The sequence below is a fragment of the Bradyrhizobium sp. genome (assembly GCF_027451485.1).
GTDB lineage: Bacteria > Pseudomonadota > Alphaproteobacteria > Rhizobiales > Xanthobacteraceae > Bradyrhizobium.
On sequence record NZ_DAIDJE010000142.1, the window covers coordinates 1 to 19,373 of the forward strand.

The 19,373-nt window shown below is 61.8% G+C and carries 18 protein-coding genes and 1 pseudogene; 11 read left to right on the forward strand and 8 right to left on the reverse strand.

Features of this window, described 5'->3' with window-relative positions; translation table 11 throughout:
• The first annotated feature begins 96 nt into the window (after positions 1-96).
• The 4 genes from NEZ08_RS18095 to NEZ08_RS18110 are packed head-to-tail and all read left to right on the forward strand — an operon-like array spanning position 97 to position 2,942.
• On the forward strand, positions 97-831 hold the full coding sequence (locus tag NEZ08_RS18095; RefSeq protein ID WP_298109753.1) for an ABC transporter permease: 735 nt from the start codon (positions 97-99) through the stop codon (positions 829-831).
• Positions 794-1,573, forward strand: coding sequence for an ABC transporter ATP-binding protein (locus tag NEZ08_RS18100; RefSeq protein WP_298109755.1), 780 nt, complete (start codon positions 794-796; stop codon positions 1,571-1,573). Before NEZ08_RS18095 ends, NEZ08_RS18100 begins: the two co-directional genes overlap by 38 nt.
• 60 nt (positions 1,574-1,633) lie before the next feature.
• Positions 1,634-2,068 (forward strand): thioesterase family protein, encoded by a 435-nt coding sequence (locus tag NEZ08_RS18105; protein ID WP_298109757.1) that lies wholly within the window; start codon positions 1,634-1,636, stop codon positions 2,066-2,068.
• Positions 2,061-2,942: an alpha/beta fold hydrolase gene (locus NEZ08_RS18110; RefSeq protein ID WP_298109760.1), complete on the forward strand. Its 882-nt coding sequence runs from the start codon at positions 2,061-2,063 to the stop codon at positions 2,940-2,942. The genes NEZ08_RS18105 and NEZ08_RS18110 overlap by 8 nt, the downstream gene beginning before the upstream one ends.
• Positions 2,943-2,958: 16 nt before the next feature.
• On the opposite strand, the gene NEZ08_RS18115 is transcribed toward NEZ08_RS18110, so the two are convergent.
• The 3 genes from NEZ08_RS18115 to NEZ08_RS18125 all read right to left on the reverse strand — a co-directional run bounded on the left by NEZ08_RS18115 (position 2,959) and on the right by NEZ08_RS18125 (position 6,685).
• On the reverse strand, positions 2,959-3,759 hold the full coding sequence (locus NEZ08_RS18115; protein ID WP_298109762.1) for a xanthine dehydrogenase family protein subunit M: 801 nt from the start codon (positions 3,757-3,759) through the stop codon (positions 2,959-2,961).
• 11 nt (positions 3,760-3,770) lie between these two features.
• Positions 3,771-6,119 (reverse strand): xanthine dehydrogenase family protein molybdopterin-binding subunit, encoded by a 2,349-nt coding sequence (locus NEZ08_RS18120; protein WP_298109765.1) that lies wholly within the window; start codon positions 6,117-6,119, stop codon positions 3,771-3,773.
• Between the two features lie 80 nt (positions 6,120-6,199).
• Complete coding sequence (locus NEZ08_RS18125; protein ID WP_298109768.1) at positions 6,200-6,685, reverse strand: (2Fe-2S)-binding protein; 486 nt, start codon at positions 6,683-6,685, stop codon at positions 6,200-6,202.
• A gap of 475 nt (positions 6,686-7,160) precedes the next feature.
• Here NEZ08_RS18125 and NEZ08_RS25815 point away from each other — a divergent pair.
• Together NEZ08_RS25815 and NEZ08_RS18140 are read left to right on the forward strand one after the other, a co-directional pair.
• Positions 7,161-8,312 (forward strand): annotated as a pseudogene (locus tag NEZ08_RS25815) (acyltransferase family protein).
• Between the two features lie 166 nt (positions 8,313-8,478).
• Positions 8,479-8,958 (forward strand): hypothetical protein, encoded by a 480-nt coding sequence (locus tag NEZ08_RS18140; protein WP_298109777.1) that lies wholly within the window; start codon positions 8,479-8,481, stop codon positions 8,956-8,958.
• On the opposite strand, the gene NEZ08_RS18145 is transcribed toward NEZ08_RS18140, so the two are convergent.
• Positions 8,928-9,197 (reverse strand): hypothetical protein, encoded by a 270-nt coding sequence (locus NEZ08_RS18145; protein ID WP_298109780.1) that lies wholly within the window; start codon positions 9,195-9,197, stop codon positions 8,928-8,930. The genes NEZ08_RS18140 and NEZ08_RS18145 overlap by 31 nt on opposite strands.
• A gap of 225 nt (positions 9,198-9,422) precedes the next feature.
• Between NEZ08_RS18145 and NEZ08_RS18150 the strand changes: the two genes are divergently transcribed.
• Positions 9,423-9,623 (forward strand): hypothetical protein, encoded by a 201-nt coding sequence (locus tag NEZ08_RS18150; RefSeq protein WP_298109783.1) that lies wholly within the window; start codon positions 9,423-9,425, stop codon positions 9,621-9,623.
• Between the two features lie 70 nt (positions 9,624-9,693).
• A complete protein-coding gene (locus NEZ08_RS18155; protein ID WP_298109785.1) occupies positions 9,694-9,903 on the forward strand; it encodes a hypothetical protein in 210 nt (69 codons plus the stop codon).
• 20 nt (positions 9,904-9,923) lie between these two features.
• Here the strand turns inward: NEZ08_RS18155 and NEZ08_RS18160 are convergent, their stop codons facing one another.
• Complete coding sequence (locus NEZ08_RS18160; RefSeq protein ID WP_298109787.1) at positions 9,924-10,778, reverse strand: hypothetical protein; 855 nt, start codon at positions 10,776-10,778, stop codon at positions 9,924-9,926.
• Between the two features lie 207 nt (positions 10,779-10,985).
• Here NEZ08_RS18160 and NEZ08_RS18165 point away from each other — a divergent pair, with 207 nt between their 5' ends.
• Entirely contained in the window at positions 10,986-11,303 is a 318-nt protein-coding gene (locus NEZ08_RS18165; protein ID WP_298109790.1) for a hypothetical protein, read from the forward strand.
• A 13-nt stretch (positions 11,304-11,316) separates the two neighbouring features.
• Here NEZ08_RS18165 and NEZ08_RS18170 read toward each other — a convergent pair whose 3' ends face one another.
• Positions 11,317-12,945, reverse strand: coding sequence for a glycosyltransferase family 39 protein (locus tag NEZ08_RS18170; RefSeq protein ID WP_298109793.1), 1,629 nt, complete (start codon positions 12,943-12,945; stop codon positions 11,317-11,319).
• 744 nt (positions 12,946-13,689) lie between these two features.
• On the opposite strand from NEZ08_RS18170, the gene NEZ08_RS18175 reads away from it, so the two are divergent.
• Both NEZ08_RS18175 and NEZ08_RS18180 read left to right on the forward strand, forming a co-directional pair.
• Complete coding sequence (locus NEZ08_RS18175; RefSeq protein ID WP_298109795.1) at positions 13,690-14,940, forward strand: EAL domain-containing protein; 1,251 nt, start codon at positions 13,690-13,692, stop codon at positions 14,938-14,940.
• A gap of 201 nt (positions 14,941-15,141) precedes the next feature.
• A complete protein-coding gene (locus NEZ08_RS18180) occupies positions 15,142-16,239 on the forward strand; it encodes a DUF2336 domain-containing protein (RefSeq protein ID WP_298109797.1) in 1,098 nt (365 codons plus the stop codon).
• Positions 16,240-16,438: 199 nt separating this feature from the next.
• Here NEZ08_RS18180 and nhaD read toward each other — a convergent pair whose 3' ends face one another.
• Positions 16,439-17,707 carry a sodium:proton antiporter NhaD gene (gene nhaD / locus NEZ08_RS18185; RefSeq protein WP_298109799.1) on the reverse strand — a complete coding sequence of 423 codons (1,269 nt, stop codon included), beginning with the start codon at positions 17,705-17,707 and terminating at the stop codon, positions 16,439-16,441.
• A 370-nt stretch (positions 17,708-18,077) separates the two neighbouring features.
• Positions 18,078-18,812 (reverse strand): class I SAM-dependent methyltransferase, encoded by a 735-nt coding sequence (locus NEZ08_RS18190; RefSeq protein WP_298109801.1) that lies wholly within the window; start codon positions 18,810-18,812, stop codon positions 18,078-18,080.
• Positions 18,813-19,373: the final 561 nt, after the last annotated feature.

A 19,373-nucleotide genomic window follows, 5' to 3' on the forward strand; every position in this document is an offset into this window, starting at 1 on the left:
CGACGCATACGACTTCCGATGAAGTGCGGAGGCCGCGGTTCTGATGGATCATCGGCCAGGGACGAAGAGAATCGTCCTTTACTTGGGGAAACAGAGTTGGCGCGCCTCCTGTCGATCATCGCCCTCCTCGCCGTCTGGGCCGTTGCGGCCGCGCTCGCCCATTCGCGGATGCTGCCGGGTCCGCTGGCGGTTGCGTCCGAGATCGTTACCGAGACGGCCAATGGAGAGCTGCCGTACCAGATGGGCGTCACGCTGGCGCGGGTCATCGTGTCGTTCGCGATCGCGCTGGTGCTGGGCTCGCTCGCCGGCTTTGCCATGGGCCGCTGGAAGACGGCGGATCGATACGGCGATCCGTGGCTGGTCGTGCTGCTCAACCTGCCGGCGCTGGTGACCATCATCTTCGCCTATATCTGGATCGGGCTGACCGAAACCGCGGCGATTCTCGCGGTCGCGCTGAACAAGCTGCCGAACGTGGTCGTCGTGGTGCGCGAGGGCGCCCGCTCGCTCGATCCGGAACTGGACGAAATGGCGCAGGCATTCCGTCTGACCGGCAGCGTCCGCCTGCGCCACGTGCTCATTCCGCAGCTCGTGCCTTATTTCGCCGCGGCATCGCGCTCCGGCCTTTCGATCGCCTGGAAGATCGTGCTGGTGGCGGAACTGATCGGGCGCCCGAATGGCGTCGGATTCGTGCTCGGCTCGGCCTTTTCCCTGTTCGATTTGACCAGGATACTCGCCTATGCGTTAACGTTCATCGCAGTGATGCTGACGATTGAAAACCTTCTGGTGCAGCCAATTGAAAGACGAGCCCAACGCTGGCGAAGACGCGCTTGAGCTTCGTATCGACAGCAAGACGTTCCCCTCTGCCGACGGAAATCCAATCGAGGTGATCCGCGGTCTGACGCTGAGGCTGACGGCCGGTACGTTTGGCGCCCTGATGGGGCCGTCCGGCTGCGGCAAGACCACGCTGTTGCGCATCGCCGCCGGGCTCGATTGCGATTTCAGAGGGACGCGCCGCATCCCGCCATCACAACGGCTCGGCATCGTATTTCAGGAGCCGCGTTTATTGCCGTGGCGCACCGTCGAGGAAAATATCCGCCTGGTGCTCCCGGCCGGGAAAGCAGACGCCGATCTCGGACCGCTGGTCGAGACGCTCGGCCTCGGCGCTCACATGGCGCACTATCCCGGCGAGCTTTCGCTCGGGCTCGCGCGGCGCGTGGCGATCGCGCGCGCCTTCGCGGTGCGGCCCACGCTGCTGTTGCTGGACGAGCCCTTCGTCTCGCTTGATGAGGCGACTTCGTCGCGGTTACGCGAGGAACTCGGCGCACTGACGCGGCGGGAGAGGATCACCACGCTCTGCGTCACGCATGGCCTGGCGGAAGCTGTCGAGCTTGCCGACCATCTGTTCTTCCTCAGCCATCGCCCGGCAACCATTGCCTTCGAGAAGCGATTGCCCGCGCGTGACCTGCCGCGGAGCAAGGCCGATATTGCGTCGATCCAGGAAGAGCTGCGCGATGCGCTGGCGGGACCTGATCGTCCGACCGTCTTGCGCCCGGAAGGATGGGGTGCCCCGTGAAGATCGTGGCCCAGACATCCCATTGATCGGTCTACATCAGCCTCCCAAGCTCGAGCCGACATGTCACAGGAAGCCGAAGGGCTGATCGTCGGAGCCCGGCATCAATTGCGGCTGCGGGTCGATGAGCGTCTTACCGTGCCGGCGCTATCGGGCACCTTCACCGGGTTCACCTCGATGCCGCCGGTCTTTGCCACGGCATTCATGGTCGGGTTCATCGAGTGGGCCTGCATCGAGTTGCTGCGCTCCGCGCTGCCGGTGGAATTCAAGACGGTCGGCACGCATATCGACGTCAGCCACGTAGCTGCGACGCCGGTCGGAATGACCGTGACCGCGGATGTCGAACTCAGGACAATCGAGGGCCGAAAGCTCAGCTTTCTGGTTCGATGTTCCGATGAGGCGGGACTGATCGGCGAGGGAACTCATGAACGCGCCATCGTCGACGCGGCCAAGTTTCTCAAGCGCGTGCGGGCGAAGCAGGAGCAGAGGCATGTTTGAAGGCTTTTCCAGCCGAACCGTCGGCATCGGCGGCGTCGAGATTTCGTGCGTGGTCGGCGGATCGGGGCCGCCCGTTCTGCTGCTCCACGGTTTTCCGCAGAACAAGGCGATGTGGGCGCGGGTGGCCCCGAGGCTGGCTACGGCCTACACGGTCGTCTGCGCCGACCTGCGGGGTTATGGCGACTCCGCCAAGCCGCGCTGCCTTCCCGACAAGTCGAACTATTCCTTCCGCGCGATGGCTGCCGACCAGCTCGCGCTGATGCGCGCGCTCGGCTTCGAGCGCTTTCACCTGGTCGGGCATGATCGCGGCGGCCGCACGGCCCATCGGCTGGCGCTCGATCATCCCGATGCTGTCCTAAGCCTCACCGTGATGGACATTGTGCCGACCTGGGCCATGTTCATGGAGACCAACCGCAAGGTCGCGGGCTCCTACTGGCACTGGTATTTCCTCTCGCAGCCCGAGCCCTTCCCGGAACGGCTGATCGGCAACGATCCGGATTTCTTCTACGAGACCTGTCTTGTCGGGTGGGGTGCGACCAGGATCTCGGATTTCGATCCCGAGATGCTCGCGGATTACCGCCGCTCCTGGCGCGACCCCGCGATGATCCACGGGTCGTGCTCGGATTATCGCGCGGCGGCGTCGATCGATCTCGAACACGATGCGTCCGACATCGGCCGCCGCGTCGAATGTCCGAGTCTGGTTTTCTATGGCTCGACCGGACAGATGGCGCAGCTGTTCGATATTCCGGCGGAGTGGCGCAAGCGGATCAGAGATCCAAAACAGGCGTCACTTCCGGGCGGGCATTTCTTTGTCGATCAGTTTCCCGGCGAGGTCGCCCGCACGCTGAGCGGATTCCTCGCCTCGGGGAAGTAATGCTGGCGGCCGAAGCTTACCCCGCCGCCGTCACCGCGCGTTCGGCCATCACCTTGATCAGGTTGGCGCGGTAGTCAGCCGAGCCATGAAGATCGCTCATCAGGCCGCTGGCGGGTATCGTAACGTTTGCCAGCGCACCGGGGCTCCAGTTCGCCTTCAGCGCGGTCTCGATCGCGGCCACGCGCATCACGCCGCTCTGCGAGGCCCCGGTGGCGGCGACGCGGACGTCGCCGGATTTTGTTTTGGCGACAAAGACGCCGGTCAGCGCGAAGCGCGAGGCCGGGTGCGGGAATTTGGCGTAGCCTGCTTTGGCCGGAACCGGGAAGACGACAGCCGTGATGATCTCGCCATCTTCCAGCGCGGTCGCAAACAATCCCTTGAAGAAGTCGTCGGCCGCGATCGAGCGCTTGTTGGTCTTGATGGTGGCTCCCAGAGCGAGCACCGCGCTGGGGTAGTCGGCGGCAGGATCGTTGTTGGCCAGCGAGCCGCCGATGGTGCCGCGATGGCGCACGGCCGGATCGCCGATCTGGGAGGCGAGATGCGCCAGCGCGGGAAGCGCCTTCTGCAACGCGGCGTTCGATGCGACGTCGTAATGCGGCGTCGCGGCCTTGATCGTAACCGTGTCGCCGCCGACATCAACGCCGACCAGCTCCTTGATCCTGGCGAGATCGATCACATCGGACGGCGAGGCGAGCCGCTGCTTCATCACCGGAATCAGCGTCTGTCCGCCCGCGAGATACTTGGCCTCCTTGCCCTTGCCGAACAGGGCAACCGCTTCGTCAACCGAGGAAGGGCGATGATAGGTGGTTGAATACATCTGTCGTCTCCTTACGCGGCCTTGCCGTGGATCACATGCCAGACGCGGTCGGGCGTCGCCGGCATTTCCAGTTTGTTGTTGCCGATCGCATCGGTGATCGCGTTGATCACGGCGGCCGAGGCGCCGATCGCCCCCGCTTCGCCGCAGCCCTTGACGCCGAGCGGGTTACCCGGACACAGCGTCGTGGTGTGCGACAGCTTGAACGACGGCAGGTCGTCGGCGCGCGGCATGGTGTAATCCATGAACGATGCCGTCACGAGTTGCCCGTTCTCGTCATACACCGCACCTTCCAGCAGTGCCTGGCCGATGCCCTGCGCGAGGCCGCCATGGACCTGGCCTTCGACGACCATCGGGTTGATCAGCCGGCCGAAATCGTCGGCCGCCACGAAGTTGACGAAGGTCGTCTTGCCGGTTCCGGGATCGACCTCGAGTTCGCAGATGTAGGCGCCGGCGGGGAAGGTGAAGTTGGTCGGATCATAGAACGCGGTCTCTTTCAGTCCGGGCTCCATGCCCTCCGGCAGGTTGTGCGCGGTGTAAGCAGCGAGCGCCACCATCGGCAGAGCGAGCGATTTGTCGGTGCCGGTTACCTTGAACTCGCCGTTCTCGATGACGATGTCGCCTTCGGAGGCCTCAAGCAGGTGCGCGGCGATCTTCTTGGCTTTCGACTCGACCTTCTCCATCGCCTTGACGATCGCGCTGCCGCCGACCGCAAGCGACCGCGAGCCATAGGTGCCCATGCCGAACTGCACCTTGTCGGTGTCGCCGTGCACGATCGACACCTGGCTGATCGGAACGCCGAGGCGTTCCGAGATCAATTGTGCGAACGTCGTCTCGTGACTCTGGCCGTGGCTGTGCGCGCCGGTGAGGACTTCGATGGTGCCGACGGGGTTGACGCGGATCTCGGCGGATTCCCACAGGCCGACGCCGGCGCCGAGGCTGCCGACCGCTTTCGAGGGCGCGATGCCGCAGGCCTCGATGTAGCAGGAGACGCCGATGCCGCGCAGCTTGCCTTCGGTTTTCGCCTTGGCCTTGCGCGCCGGGAAGCCTTCATAGTCGATGGCTTTCTTCGCCGCATCGAGCGAGGCGTGGAAGTCGCCGGCGTCGTAGGCCATGATGACCGGCGTCTGGTAGGGGAACTGGGTGATGAAGTTCTTCTTCCGCAGTTCGGTCGGGTCGACCTTGAGTTGCCGCGCCGCGGTTTCCATCATGCGTTCGAGCAGATAACTCGCTTCGGGCCGCCCGGCCCCGCGATAGGCATCGACCGGTACGGTGTTGGTGTAGACGCCCATCACCTCGGCATAGATCGCCGGAATGACATACTGTCCCGACAGCAAGGTGGCGTACAGATAAGTCGGCACGGCCGAGGAGAACAGCGACATATAGGCGCCGAAATTGGCATGGGTCTTCACCCGCAGGCCCAGGATCTTGTTGTCCTTGTCGAACGCCATTTCGGCTTTCGAAACGTGGTCGCGGCCATGCGCGTCGGTCAAAAACGATTCCGAGCGGTCGCCGGTCCATTTGATGGGGCGGCCTGTCTTCTTCGACGCCCACAGGCAGACCATCTCTTCGGGATAGATGTAGATTTTCGAGCCGAAGCCGCCGCCGACATCGGGCGCGATCACCCGCAGTTTGTGTTCCGGCGCGATGTTGTAGAACGCCGACAGCACGAGACGCGCGACATGCGGGTTCTGCGAGGTGGTGTACAGGGTGAAGTGCTCTTCGGCGGCATCGTAATCGGCGATCGCCGAGCGCGGCTCCATCGCATTCGGAACCAGGCGGTTGTTGGCGAGCTCGAGGCTCACCACGTTGGCGGCCTTGGCAAAGGCGGCATTGACCGCGGCCTCGTCGCCGAGCGCCCAGTCGTAGACGACATTGCCGGGGGCTTCGGGATGCAGCTGCGGCGCGCCGGGCTTGATCGCGGCGCGGACATCGGGAACGGCCGGCAGTTCTTCGTAAGTGACGACGACGGCTTCCGCCGCGTCGCGCGCCTGGTTCTTGGTTTCGGCGATCACGACCGCAACCGCCTGTCCGACGAAGCGCACCGTCTCCGGCGCCATCGCCGGCCATGCACCCATCTTCATTGGCGAGCCGTCCTTGGAGGTGATGGCCCAGCCGCAGATCAAGTTACCGACCTTGTCATCCACGAGCTGTTGCCCGGTCAGAACGGCGATCACTCCCGGCATCTTCATCGCCTCGGAGCTATCGATGCCCTTGACCTTGGCATGAGCGTGCGGGCTGCGGACAAATTGGGCGAACGTCATCCCCACCAGCTTGATATCGTCGACGTAACGCCCCTTGCCGGTAATGAAGCGCTTGTCTTCCTTGCGCACGACGCTGGCGCCAATACCTTCAACACCCATGGTCCTGTTCTCCCTATCGGAGTTTTGGTCCCGCCAATTCCGTCGAACGCGGCGGTCTGCTTTCTGGTGACGAACGGATCTTATTCGGCCGCCTGGGCGACCTTCATGCGGGAGGCGGCATCCAGCACCGCCTTGACGATGTTGTGGTAGCCGGTGCAGCGGCAGATATTGCCTTCGAGTTCGTGGCGGACGGTTGCTTCGTCGAGCTTGCCGCCATAGCGATGCACGATGTCGATCGCCGACATGATCATGCCGGGCGTGCAGAACCCGCATTGCAGGCCGTGATTGTCGCGAAAGGCGGCCTGCATCGGGTGCAGCTCGTCGCCCTTGGCAATGCCTTCGATCGTGGTGACGCTGGAGCCTGCCGCCTGGGCGGCCAGCATGGTGCAGGATTTTACCGCGCGGCCATCGACGTGAACCGTACAGGCGCCGCACTGGCTGGTATCGCAGCCGACGTGGGTGCCCGTCAGGTTCAGGTGATCGCGCAGGAGATGGACCAGAAGCGTGCGGTCCTCGACGTCGGCCGAGACCGCCCTGCCGTTTACCGTCAGTTTGACTGTCGACATGTGTCCTCCCCGGACTTTGGCTTTGAATCTGGCCGATTAGACCACGCGCCGTTTTTGGCGCAATTGCGATCATGGTATTAGTTCCCGATCAGAAGGGAAGTGGTAGATTGGTGAAGTTGTGGCGCGGCGCTCGGCGTGAGCCCTCGCCACTGGTATTCCAATGTGCCGCAAGGCGCCGAGCAAGCCCGGTTCAGGCGCTGAACCGCGTAGCCTTGCACCGTTCAAGGTCGGACACCCACATTCGAATCCGACCGCCAGCCTGAAGATGATCCGGGCCGATGCCGGTATTTCGCTCGCGTCGTCCGGAATGCGTCGCCGCCTGATGCCGGGAGCTTTCATCGGCCAAGTCAAGGCGCGGGAAAAGTTCCATGCCTTGTCTGCATGCGCTGGTTCCGGCTCCGCCTGCCGACGGTGAAACGATCAGCATCACCGAGCTTTGTCATTCACAAGATGAGGTGAACCGCCGGACATATGAATGCGAACTCAGGAGCTTCCGTCTCTGACCCCGCTGCGCGGAATAGCAGCCGTCTGGGTCATCTGCTTCCACTACGGCGTCGTCTATTTCGCCTTTCATCCGGAGCAGTTCAGCGACATCTTCAACAAGGGCTATCTCGCCGTCGACATGTTTTTCATGCTCAGCGGCTTTGTACTGAGCCACGTATACTGGAAAACCTTTGCTTCGGAGGAGGCGCTTCAAGCGACGGATTATTGGAATTTCATCAGCGCGAGGATCGCGCGGCTATATCCGTTGCACCTGTTTAACCTGTTGCTGTTTCTGTTCGCGGCGCTTGCCTTCATCGCTTACGGCTACATCACCGCAGGCAAACTCGAGCCGATACCGCTGCAAGGTCCGCGGTCGCTGACGGCACTCGTGGCCAATGTTTTCATGCTGCAAGGCCTCGATGCCGGCGATCTGGCGTGGAATTATCCCTCGTGGTCGATCAGTGTGGAGTTTCTGGCGTATTTTCTGTTTCCGCTCCTGCTTCCGTTGATTGCGCTGGCGGACAAACCCGGGAGGCTGTTGTTCGCCGGCATGGCCCTTTCCTGCCTGTGCCTGCTCGCCTATCTCGGACACGGCGACTTCAACCAATGGGACGGCCCGATTACGCTGCTGCGCTGCCTGCCGGAGTTCATTGTGGGCGCGCTGCTCTAATCGTCGTGGCCGGATTGGCTGAGGCGGGACGTTGCGTTTGCCGCCGTCACTTGCGGTATTGTGCTTCTCCTGCATTTCGGTACGCCGGACTTGCTCGTCGTCATCGCATTCCCGGCCGTGATCCTGGCCGCGGTGATGAACGCCGGACGCGCTGCATCTATCCTGAATGCGGCCCCGCTGGTCTGGCTCGGCAATATTTCCTATTCGCTTTATCTGACTCACGGCTTCGTGCAATTTGTCACGACCAGGATTCTTGCGAGCGGAGGCATCCAAAATCCTGCCGATCTTCCCTACGTGACCTCTGTCAGCCTGTTCGTCGGCATGGTGGGTACGACGCTATTGATGGCTGCGTTCACCTACCGGACCATCGAACTCGGCGGCCGTTCTCACTTGCGTCAGCTCTTGCGATTGCGGGCCGGGCGTCATGATGTCGGACTACGGGGCTATTCCGGTCTGCGGGCCGGGCCGCGCTGATGGCGCCATGATGAGACCCGCGAGTCCTGCGCTGCACTGCGAACATGTCATTGGCTTGAGCAGCGAAAGCAGCTACGGACACCCGATCGGCTGTCGGCATTCCGTTCGGCATGATGCAATCAACGTTGTCATGCGCGGCTGCCGACCAAGAGGGATACCGTCAACCATGAACCGTGTGCCGCCCGCGAGCCGTCTGCTCAAGATTATATTGGGCTATGTCGCCGCTGCGGTGGTAGCGGGAATCATGCCGCTGTGCGGATACGTCCTCGTGCTGCGCATCGCGTACGGTCCAATGCTGGCGCCAGTGATCGGCTCGGCGGCTTGGACTTTCTTGAAAATGGCCGGTATCTCGCTGCTGCCGGCCGTGACCGTCGTCGCACTCGCCGAACATTTTTCAGTCCGGGCCGTATTTGCTTATGTGCTGCTCGGGGTCGCCGTTCTGATCGGGTGCACAGTCTATCTGGTCAGGTACGACGGCCTGGCTTTCAACTTCGCGGTTCTGAGTGCGATGACGAGCGCAGGCATGGTTGCGGGGCTCGTTTACTGGCGGATCGCAGGACGCGACGCCGGCGCCTGGCGCGACCCGCGACCCGATGACGAGCCGCGCGCGCAATCTCACCAGCCGCTTCCGCCAGTTCCGCCATAATCGTTGAGGGCCGGCGCCACCGGCTTGGCGTTGGGACTGGTATCGACCCGGTCATCCCGCGGGTTGTAGCAGTATCTCGGAACGATAAAGTAGTCGGGCACCCAGGACGGACCGCAATTCCTGCGTGGCGGAGGGATGCGGCTGCTGGCAACGATGCCCGCTTGAGCGCTTGCGGGGCGCTCCGCGGTGCAAAGCGCCAGCGACATTGCGAGCGCCAGCGCAACGGTCATTGTTCTCATCGGCCTGATCTCCCCGGCAATCGCATCTAATCGCGTCGCGCTGGATAAAACTCCGCCCATCGTGGCGACAACCAGCCGGGATAGCTGATGTTCCTGATGCGGCGGCACAAGGGGCAGCCTTGGGAGGGCTATTCGGCGCGGCGCGCTTAACCATAGGCCCAACGCCAAGCTTGACGCGCGATGCGAGGTCCATAGAAGGGGTCAACCGGCAACGGCGGAAAAGCCATGAAACCCGAGGACTTGAAGGAAATGGCCGAGCGGTGCCGGCTCATCGCCGGCAGGGCCGACGCATTTACCAAGCGGCGTCTGCTCGATCTCGCATTGAAGTACGAGGCGAGGCTCGAGGGCCGCTCGCTCGCGTCCAGGAAACTCACCGCGATGGCGGCGACCGAGCCCGCCGATCCCACTCGCCAGACGACGTCCTGAATCGGCCGGAACCAGCCAGCCGTGGGCGGCATTGGTTCATATTGTTCGCCGGCGTCCATGAGGCGCTCCGATGCAACTCACCGCGATCGAACTGGAGTTTCTCAGGCGGCTGTCGGCCGAACCGTGGGACAGCCCTCCGCTGTTCGACCACAATCTGGTCTGCCGTCTCGTCGAACTCGGTCTTGTCGAGACCGAAGATTTGCCGACCGGCAGCATCCACTATGATATCACAGCGGCCGGGCAGCGCGCGCTGATCGAGGCGGAAGAAGAGCAGCCTTGATTACGTGGCGGCACGCCGCATCAAGGCTTGCCGACGGCAACATTCGGAATGTAGTGACAGGGATCGGATGGATCGACGTAGCCCTGATCGACTTCAATCACATCGCCCTCGTTCACCCTGAATCCGCCAGGAAGCGCTACCACGAACTTGACGGCGCCGTCGGGCGTTTCTGCCCAGACTTGCGGGCTTGTCAGATAGTGCGGATTGACATGCCTATCCAGTATCAATTGGCTGGATCGGATGATGGCCAGCCCCTGAGCCTCAGTGGCGAATCCTATCACCCTCGCCTCGTGCCGGATCGCCGCCGATAGTGACGGTCGCTTCGCCTTGCGGCCGCATTCGAGCTTCTCTTCCTTCAGCGCCGTCAACTCGTCCTCGCCCGGTTGGCTTGCCGTCGTCTGCGGTGGCGCGGGGCCCATGGGCGCAACGCGCTGCGCCTGGGACGATGGGGATGCGGCGCCGGAGGCGAGGTCGCCATCGGGCGGCTGCTGAGGAACCCCGGCAGGATCCGACCTGGGGTCGCCGCCGTCGCGTCCCTGTTGCTTTGGCAGGTCGGCGCCATTGACGTCCTGTGCTTCAAGCGGCGCCTTGGCCTTCTTGTCCGCATCGGACACGGGCGGAAGGCCTGGCGCAGGATTCTGCTCGTTCGGTTCCGAAGCCGGGGACGAGGGAGCCTGCGCGGCCGGCGTGTCCATCACGATTCCAACCGGGACAGTGACGACGGCCGAAGCCGGCTCGATCCGCTCGAAGGCTCCGAATATAAAAAGCAAGGCAACCATGACGTGGCCCGCAATCGCCAGTGTATAGCCCATGCGGACGCCGCTGGATTCCCGTGAGAGGAATTGCTGCAACCGCTCCACCACCGCCACCCGCATCAATTCCGATCCGCCTCCACCGGCACGGTTCTAGCGTAGGCATGCGGCAGGCTTCAACAAACAGCCGAGCAGTCGGAAAGCCGGCGGCTGAACATTCTGAGCTGTAATTTATGGAACATCAACCTATACGAGCTTTAACTGGCGGCAGCCTGGCGGGCTGAACCATTCAAATTCCCGGTCTTGATCTCGTATTTGAGGGGAGACGTTATGCTGAATGCCGACCTCGTATTTTGGCCCTGCGTCGTGTTGATGGCCGCATGTAATCTCCATTTCCGTTCCCGGATCAGGACCGATCGAATTGCGATGCAATGGGGCCTCGATGGCAGGCCGACATGGTACGCCTCGAGCGCCATGGGCCTCTGGGGAATGGTGGGCTTCGCGCTGGTGGTCCGTTTGTTTATTTGGGTCGCGTCAATTTACGTTCCAGCAAAGGTCCACGGCGCGGAAGCCGGGCTGCTCATTGCCTCCGGCGTCATCACGGCATCTTACGTGTTCATTCTGAGAGAGGCTGTTCAGGGAAGCTAGGCTATCGCGGAATCTATCGCGTGGCCGACGCCACGGGCCCGGTGAGCGCCCGGTGGTCCTTGATGGTGGCGATGACGACGCCGAGCCGCTTCACTGTGCCGACGACCTTGCCGTCCAGCGCGCGGTCGCAATTCATGTGGGTCGGTGCGATGAAGAACTGATAGCGGTCCCATCGCGGCGCAAAGTGCAGCTCCGGCAGCCTCACCGCCTTTTCGAATGCGAGCCGTTCGCCGCACACCGCCACCGCATAGACCGGCGGCTTGCCGTCCAGGCCGGCGTGACCCGTATGCCGAACATAGGCCTCGAGCTGATGAATCGCTTCGGGCATGCTGGCAAACCAGTAGTCCGTCACGTAGCGCCGCGAGGCGCCCTGCAGCCCTCCCACGAGCGGGTTGTAGAAGAGATATTCATATGGGTGAAGCTCGACCAGGGTCGCCGCGTTCCACGCGAAGCCGGCGCTGATGGCGGCGAGGCATGCGAGAGCCAACACGCGACTGCGCGTCGCGAGCGCCGTCACCGCTGCATCGAGGCCAATGCCCGCAATCACCGCCAGTGCGGGAATCACGAACAGGAAATGGCGAAGTCCGGTGAAGGCCGGCCCGTCCCAGATCACCTGGCACGCCAGCGGAAAGATCACCGCCATCCCGATCAGGACGATATCTCTGTGCCGTGCTTGCGCGGAAACGGCCGCCAGGCTTGATCTCAGCGCAAGGACCAGGCCTAGCATCGCACCAAACAGCATCAACACCGGTACGCGGATCAGAATGTAAGTCGGTACGTAGAGCCGCGGCACATGCGCCATCTCGTAGATCTTGCCGTCGAGGACGGTTCGGATGTCGTAGTGAAATTGCGAGAACGCGAACAGGCCCCGGATCGGATTGAGCGGCGCCAAGGCCGCCCACGGCCAAGCCAGGATCATGACGGCATAGGCGAGGAGAAGTCCCGGCGCTATTCGCAGCGATGATTCAACGACAAAGCGCCGGCCCGCGCGATCGAGCCATGACCGCGGCAAGTAAAATGGCCGCGGCAAGTAAAGGGCAATCGCAAGGCCGACATAGATCAAGAGCAAAAGACCCAGGCTTCGCATCCCAAGCGCCGCTCCGGCCAACAGGCCGAAGGCCGCGACATCGCCGGCGCGGGGCCTTGGCAGAGCATGGGCGATTCGGATCAGGACCAGCATCGCGCCCGTCATGGCTGCTGCAAAGGGGATGTCCTTTGTGTGATTGAACATCGTGCCGTACCAGGCGCCGCAGACGCTCAAGGCGATTGCGGCGATCAAGCCGGCGCGCGGGCCCGCGATCAGGCGCGCGGTGAGCGCGGCAGCACCGATCCCGCTGACGCCGATCAGCGCGCACAGAATGTGGCGCAAGGCATAGGGATCGAGCGGGAGGACGTGGCTCAAGCCGACGGCGATGATATCGAACAGCCCGCCATAGAGGTAAAGGTTCTCGAAGTTGAATACGCTGCGATCATGAAAGCCGCTGGCATAGTAGCGGAGGATCAGTTCGCCGTAGTGATGTTGCACCGGCTCGTCGTTGGAGATCGCATAATCCCTGAAAGTCAGGAACGCGAGAACCACAAGTGCGGCGAGGAGGATGACGGTGGCGACATCATGGCCGTCAAGGCTAGTGAACCATCGCATCGCCCTTCGCAGGGACAAAGCCCTCCCTGCGCTGCCGGGAATTCGCTCCTCGGTCGTGTCGATGCTGGTGTTGGTCATTTCATGAAGACGGCTATCAACTCGGAACGTTCGTTGGCGGGCGTTGCCCGGTGTGATCGCTGCGGGCATCAAAACCGTAAGCACGGCGCGACGATGACGGCAATTCCCAAAGAGACGAAGGAACCCCCTCGTCGCCCGGGACGAAACGTGCCGCTGATTGCCGGGTCTGGCCGGATATCGCCCCGATCATCGGATGTGCGCAGCGCAGCAAATCGGAGACGTGTTATTCCCCCTCCGCAGGCGAAGCGCATCCGTGGCGCGCGGTTTCGAGAGCCGGCAAATGACCCGGCACCGGTGAGCCGTGACTGATCCGGCGTCCGCTTTCACTGGTGAGCCGAGATCGACTTGAAGATCCCTGACAGGGCGATTGAGCCTAAAGGCGAACATCTCGCATCTCTAGAGATGCCCAACCGATGCCCGTCCATGTCGCTGCACCTGTGACAGGGTTCTTGTGCAACGATTGCCTGTCGTTCTCGTTTGCCCTCCCGGGCGAGCCCAGCTCAGGCGGCGCAACTCGGTATCGTTAATGCTGACGGGCCTATGTCACCGGGCCTGCGCGTTTATAGTAAATCAATCATCACAATTAGCGAAAGTTTTAGGTAACGCACATTCACGCGTTGTCCATCCGTCTGGCCTAGGATCAATGCCAGACACGGAGATAGCGTCATGAAGGCCATGGCTGGTGAAAACGCGGAATCGATGGGGCGGCTCCTCGTCGTCGAAGGGGATCTGGTTCAGCGAACCGTGATCGGCAAAATCGGCGAGAAGCTTGGCTATCAGACGCTGATCGCCTCCTCCTTCGAGGAGGCCGCCGCGCTCTTGCAGCACCAGCCTTTCAATATCATGACGCTTGATCTGTCGCTCGGCGAGCACGACGGGGTGGAGTTGCTGCGGCTGGTGGCCAATCTCGGTCTGCGGTCCATGCGCATCGTCATCATCAGTTCCTGCGACGAGCGCATCCTGAACTCGGCGAGGCGGGTGGCGGAAGGACTCAAGCTTTCGCTCAATGGATGCATCACAAAGCCGCTCAATCTCGATCGTCTGAAAGAGGCGCTTTATCTGCCGCGCAGAGCGGAGAGTGCCACGAACAACGATGCCCCTTCGATTGAACTCACGCGGGATCGGATCACGGCTGGTTTGGCGAGGGAAGAATTTTTTGTCGAGTTTCAGCCGAAGGTTCATCTCGGCACCGGCAAGGTTGTCGGAGCCGAGGCGCTGGCACGCTGGCAGACGGCCGAGCTTGGCCTGGTTTCGCCTGACGTCTTCATTCCCGTGGCCGAGCGTTTCGGCGTGATGCCCGAGCTGACTTATCATATTCTCGCGCTGGCGATGAAGGCTGGCCGAAGGCTGGTCGAAAGCCATCCAGGCTTTACGATTGCGGTCAACATTGCAGCCTCCTTGATGTCCGATCTGACCTTGCCCGAGCGGATCGAGGAGATCTTGCGCCGGGAGGCCATGCCCGCCGATTCCCTGATCGCCGAAATTACCGAAGGGACTGCGATGTCGGACGTCGACCGGGCAATGGACATCCTGGTCAGACTGCGGATCAAGAACATCGGAGCCGCCATTGACGACTTTGGCACCGGCTACTCGTCGCTCTCAGCGCTGGCGCGGCTTCCCTTCAATGAACTCAAGATTGATCAGTCCTTCGTCAAAGGCTTCGAAGCCGATCCCGACATGATGAAGATCATCGACGCCTCGGTCGCACTCGCCCGGGCGTTCAACATGAAGGTCGTGGCCGAAGGCGTCGATCACCCGCAGGTGTTGGCAAGAGTTCGGCGCGCCGGCTGCGACATCGGACAGGGTTATCTCTTCGCGCGATCCCTAGAGCCGGGCCATGCTGAAGACTGGATTGCGCGGTACAATTCATCGATGGCATGCCAGCCCGTGCTGCCAAACGAAGCAATTTATGCCTGAACCGGGTACCGTTTGCCCGCGTACTGCCGCTTGGATCGCACCGGCGGTCCCGTGTGAATACGGAGTACAGATTTTTCGATGTAAAATTGTTCCGTGTTTTGACGAATTTAACCGTTGGCGGTTTCCAATCATCAGCAGTTTTCGATCGTCGCCTTGGCGCGGAGCCGAGATCATTTCAAGAAATTTACCTGGACCGACAGAATGTCTGTAATTGAGACCGAGCCCGAGGCAACTCTCATCACCGAACTTGAAGCCGCCGTTCGCAGCGGCTCTTCGGAAATTCGCGTCAACAAGCTTCGCCAGGTCACGTCTCTTTTCCTCGCCGGGTCAGGCTCGTTGACGGACGAGCAGGTCAAGGTTTTCGACGATGTCTTGTGCCGGCTGATGGTCAGGATCGAAACGCAGGCGCTGGCCGAGCTTGGCCGTTGCCTTGCTCCCGTCGATAATGCCCCAGCCGAGACGATCAAGCGGCTCGCCTGGAATGAGGCCATTGCCGTGGCAGGACCGGTGCTTACCGGCTCGAAGCGCCTGTCGACGGTTGACCTGACGGAGATCGCGCAGGTGCGCGGCCAGGCGCATCTGGCTGCCATCTCGAGGCGGGAAAGCCTGGAGACCGCTGTCACCGACGTCCTGGTGGAGCGCGGCGATCAACAGGTGCTTCATACCCTTGCCAAGAATACTGGAGCGCGGTTTTCGGACACCGGCTATGCCGCTCTGGTCGAGAAGGCCGACGGAGACGACATGCTGTCGGAAGCAGTCGGATCGCGTCGCGATATTCCGGTCCGCCTGCTGCGGGACCTTCTGGCGCGGGCCACAGAGGCGGTGAAAGCAAGATTGCTTGCACTGATACCGCCCGCGCAGCGCGAGCAGCTGACGCAAATCCTGTTGAATATATCTACGACAATCGGCGGAGCCAGCAAGGATACCAGGTACGCCAATGCCGAAAGGGCGATCCAAAGCCTGCAGAGCGCCGGCCGTCTCAATGATACGACGATCCATGACTTTGCCGTCGCCGGTCAAATGCCCCAGGTCATCGTCGGCATCGCCGTTCTGACTTCGTCTAAGATAGATGTCATTGCGGAAATCCTGACAGGTGTTCGAAATGATGCCGTGCTCGTGCCCTGCAAGGCAGCGGGTCTGGGCTGGGCAACGGTCGAAGCAATCCTCTGCAACCGCCTGCAAGGGCAGCCGGTTGCTCCGGAAGTGATCAATCTGGCGAAGAACGACTATGATCGGCTGTCGGTTGCAACGGCGCAAAAAACCCTGCGCTTCCTGCAGGTCCGCGCCACCGTCAACTAGGGGATCGGCGGGCGATCGGCCGCCTTGTCGGTGCGGCCACCAAAGCCGACTGGGCTGTGACTGGTCCGCTGGCCGGCTTTTGCTGGGAGCGCCGGCGTCGCACCGAAGAGCCTTGATTTCGTCAATTGATCCGTTGCCAGCCAAACTGTCGATACGGACATACGCTCGCCAACGGCAAATCCTGCGGGCGCTTCTCGTGTCAATTTAGCCAATGATGTTGTGCCAGATACACTGCGGCGCCCGCGAAGTATCCAAGCAGCGCCAGCCAACTGATGCGCCGCAGATACCAGCCAAACTTGATGTCCTCGATGCCCATCGCGGCAACGCCGGCCGCCGAACCGATGATCAGGATCGACCCGCCGGTGCCGGCGCAATAGGCGATGAACTCCCAAACAAAGCTGTCGGTCGGAAATTGGGACAAGCTGTACATGCTCATCGACGCGGCGACCAGCGGGACATTGTCGACGATGGCACTCAGTAAACCAAGCGACATGACAATGACATCCTGCCTGCCCGCAGTCCGATCGAGCCAGTCTGCGAGACCGGCAAGGATTTGGGCGTGCTCCAGGGTGGCAACGGCAAATAAAATGCCGAGGAAAAAAACGATGGAGCTGTGGTCAATGCGGCTGAGCGCATGCGCTACTGTCGTTGTCCGCTCGCTGCCGCGCTTCCTGTGAAGCAACTCTCCGGCCAGCCACAGGATGCCGAGTCCGAACAGAATTCCCATGAAGGGCGGCAGATGGGTCCATTGCTTGAAAGCGGGAACGAGTACGAGTACGCCGATTCCGAGGAAGAACATCAGATTGCGCTCGAAGGGCGGGGTCGTGGAGACGCTGCTTTCCGGTCCTTGAGAAAACGAGCGGCCCGCAAACTGAGGACTGGCCACGGCCAGCGGAACGAGCAGGTTGGCCGCCGAGGCCGGAAACAAGGCCCACACAATTCCGAGCGCGCTGACCTGCCCGCCGATCCAGAGCATCGTCGTCGTAACGTCTCCCATCGGGGACCAGGCTCCGCCGGCATTGGCTGCAATCACCACAACCGAAGCAAACATGACGCGATCTGACCGACGATCCAGAAGCTTCCTGATGAGTGAGACCATCACGATCGTCGTCGTAAGGTTATCGAGGATGGCACTCAGAACGAACGTCACCAAAGCAATGAGCCAGAGGAGCCCCACCAGGCTCCGCGGCCGGATTCGCGAGGTCACGACCGCGAATCCATCGTGGGTATCGATCACCTCGACGATGGTCATCGCGCCGAAGAGGAAAAAGACGATCCGTGCCGTTACGGCAACGGTTTCGGTCAATTCATGCGCTACGTTGTCCTGGTCGCCGGTCGAAAGCGCATAGATTGTCCAGAGCAGCCCGGCTCCTATCAGCGCGGACGCCGCTTTGGTCACGCCGATGGGGTGCTCCAGAGCGATGGCGATGTAAACGAGAGCAAAAGCGGCGACGAGAGCGACGATCAAGAGATGCCTCCGGATGGCTTTGCCCTATGGACGACATTGGCACGCCGCGCCATGCGACGAAGTGCCGTGCCATCGTCCTAAACGTCGGTTGGGTAAACCGAAACAGCCTTCCTTCCTCCTTTCTCGGCCGGCATCGACCGGAAGGAAGAGTAAGGGAGGGGCGACCCGCCAGTCGCGCGGCTATCCTACGGCTCGCGGCCGCCAGCCTGCGCTGACCGCGAACAGTCAGCAAACACCGGGTCAGCTTAAAATCGAGAGGACGACGAACCGGCCATTCCCGGCTTGTGGCTGGCGGCGGATAACGGAACGTAAGCCGTTGCAGAATCTCCGGTCGACAATGAGAAGGGCTGCCCCTTGTGCAACGATCCGGCTATTCACGGGCCGCGAGTGTCGAGCTCTGCGATAGTTCAAGAATGTGAAATGCCTCCAACCAGATCGAGCGACGCATCACTTCTCTGCAAGCAAGTCCTGCCGAATCGATAAGATGATCGAACAAGCGTCGGTTCGTATCCGATGAGATCAACAGATACATTTTGCCGCTACGATTGAGCCGTCGAGCTGCCTGGTCGAACAACGGAAGAATGTCGCGATAGCCCGGTCCTGCATGCCAGGCCCTGTCTGCATCGTCACGCGGCTCACCGGAAAAAGAAGGTGGGCTGCAAATGATCACGTCGAATTTGCGGGTCGGCGGCAGAGCCGAAAACAAGTTCGAGTGCAGCGACAGCACCTGCTGCAGATTGTTCCTCACGGCGTTCACCTTCGCCGCTTCAACCGCCGCACGATTTATGTCCAGAGCAAGAACCGATTTGGCGCCGGCCTTGGCCGCCGAAAGCGACAGTATTCCGGACCCGCAGCCCACCTCAACGACCGACTTGCCGCTCAGGTCGAGGGATTGCAGAAATCGCGCAAAGAATGCGCTGGTCAGGAAAAACCGCGGATGGAATACGGTTGGAGGCACATCGAGCTCGAGTCCGGCGACCCGGGTCGTCGTGGCCCGCCTTCGCGTGAGAATGAAATGATAAGAGGCCAAATGGACGGCCTTGCGAAAGACGGCGCGAGCGGGGCTGTAGACGTCGTCGGCCTCAATCACATCTTCTAATGGCATATGAGTCCTGCGTGGGAAGCGATCCGAAGTGGCGGGAAAGCAGAGATGAGCCGCAGCCCAACCGCGCTGTCCCGCTATCGTTCCAAAGATTTATCGACAGCTGCTCTCTCCCGGCAAAAATCCCCTTGCCGCGTCGGGCAAATCAATGGTTCCTTTTCGCCCGTCCCTATGCCCGATCCGGAGGGGCGTTTCGCGATCGTCACGAACGTTGGGTAAGGGATGCGATGGACGCGGCAGCAACGCCGGACGAGCAATGCTGATCCGTCTTCACCAAGGCTTCGGCGGGACTGGTACCAAGACCGTCGAGCGGCTTTCGTGGAGATGCACTGCGGACGGCGAAGTCGTGTGGTACTGATGCCTCGACGCTGGCATCACGTCGGCGGACATCCGCCGGTTACGGTGACAAAAACGCCCGATCACCGGCTATTGAATGCACACATCTTTGTTGCCGAGGCCGGCAAAGACTGATTCCCTGCTTGGGTCGGTTTTTGGAGGGGCCATGCGGGAGGAGATTGGGCTGGGGCGATTTGGCGATCGCCGCCTGGAAAAAGGGGGGTCTCG

Bases quoted from the DNA above. Each gene is read 5' to 3' on its own strand.
- NEZ08_RS18105 (WP_298109757.1), top strand. From the start codon at position 1,634: ATGTCACAGGAAGCCGAAGGGCTGATCGTCGGAGCCCGGCATCAATTG.
- NEZ08_RS18110 (WP_298109760.1), top strand. From the start codon at position 2,061: ATGTTTGAAGGCTTTTCCAGCCGAACCGTCGGCATCGGCGGCGTCGAG.
- NEZ08_RS18115 (WP_298109762.1), bottom strand. From the start codon at position 3,759: ATGTATTCAACCACCTATCATCGCCCTTCCTCGGTTGACGAAGCGGTT.
- NEZ08_RS18120 (WP_298109765.1), bottom strand. From the start codon at position 6,119: ATGGGTGTTGAAGGTATTGGCGCCAGCGTCGTGCGCAAGGAAGACAAG.
- NEZ08_RS18125 (WP_298109768.1), bottom strand. From the start codon at position 6,685: ATGTCGACAGTCAAACTGACGGTAAACGGCAGGGCGGTCTCGGCCGAC.
- NEZ08_RS18140 (WP_298109777.1), top strand. From the start codon at position 8,479: ATGAACCGTGTGCCGCCCGCGAGCCGTCTGCTCAAGATTATATTGGGC.
- NEZ08_RS18145 (WP_298109780.1), bottom strand. From the start codon at position 9,197: ATGAGAACAATGACCGTTGCGCTGGCGCTCGCAATGTCGCTGGCGCTT.
- NEZ08_RS18150 (WP_298109783.1), top strand. From the start codon at position 9,423: ATGAAACCCGAGGACTTGAAGGAAATGGCCGAGCGGTGCCGGCTCATC.
- NEZ08_RS18155 (WP_298109785.1), top strand. From the start codon at position 9,694: ATGCAACTCACCGCGATCGAACTGGAGTTTCTCAGGCGGCTGTCGGCC.
- NEZ08_RS18160 (WP_298109787.1), bottom strand. From the start codon at position 10,778: ATGCGGGTGGCGGTGGTGGAGCGGTTGCAGCAATTCCTCTCACGGGAA.
- NEZ08_RS18165 (WP_298109790.1), top strand. From the start codon at position 10,986: ATGCTGAATGCCGACCTCGTATTTTGGCCCTGCGTCGTGTTGATGGCC.
- NEZ08_RS18170 (WP_298109793.1), bottom strand. From the start codon at position 12,945: ATGCGATGGTTCACTAGCCTTGACGGCCATGATGTCGCCACCGTCATC.
- NEZ08_RS18175 (WP_298109795.1), top strand. From the start codon at position 13,690: ATGAAGGCCATGGCTGGTGAAAACGCGGAATCGATGGGGCGGCTCCTC.
- NEZ08_RS18180 (WP_298109797.1), top strand. From the start codon at position 15,142: ATGTCTGTAATTGAGACCGAGCCCGAGGCAACTCTCATCACCGAACTT.
- NEZ08_RS18190 (WP_298109801.1), bottom strand. From the start codon at position 18,812: ATGCCATTAGAAGATGTGATTGAGGCCGACGACGTCTACAGCCCCGCT.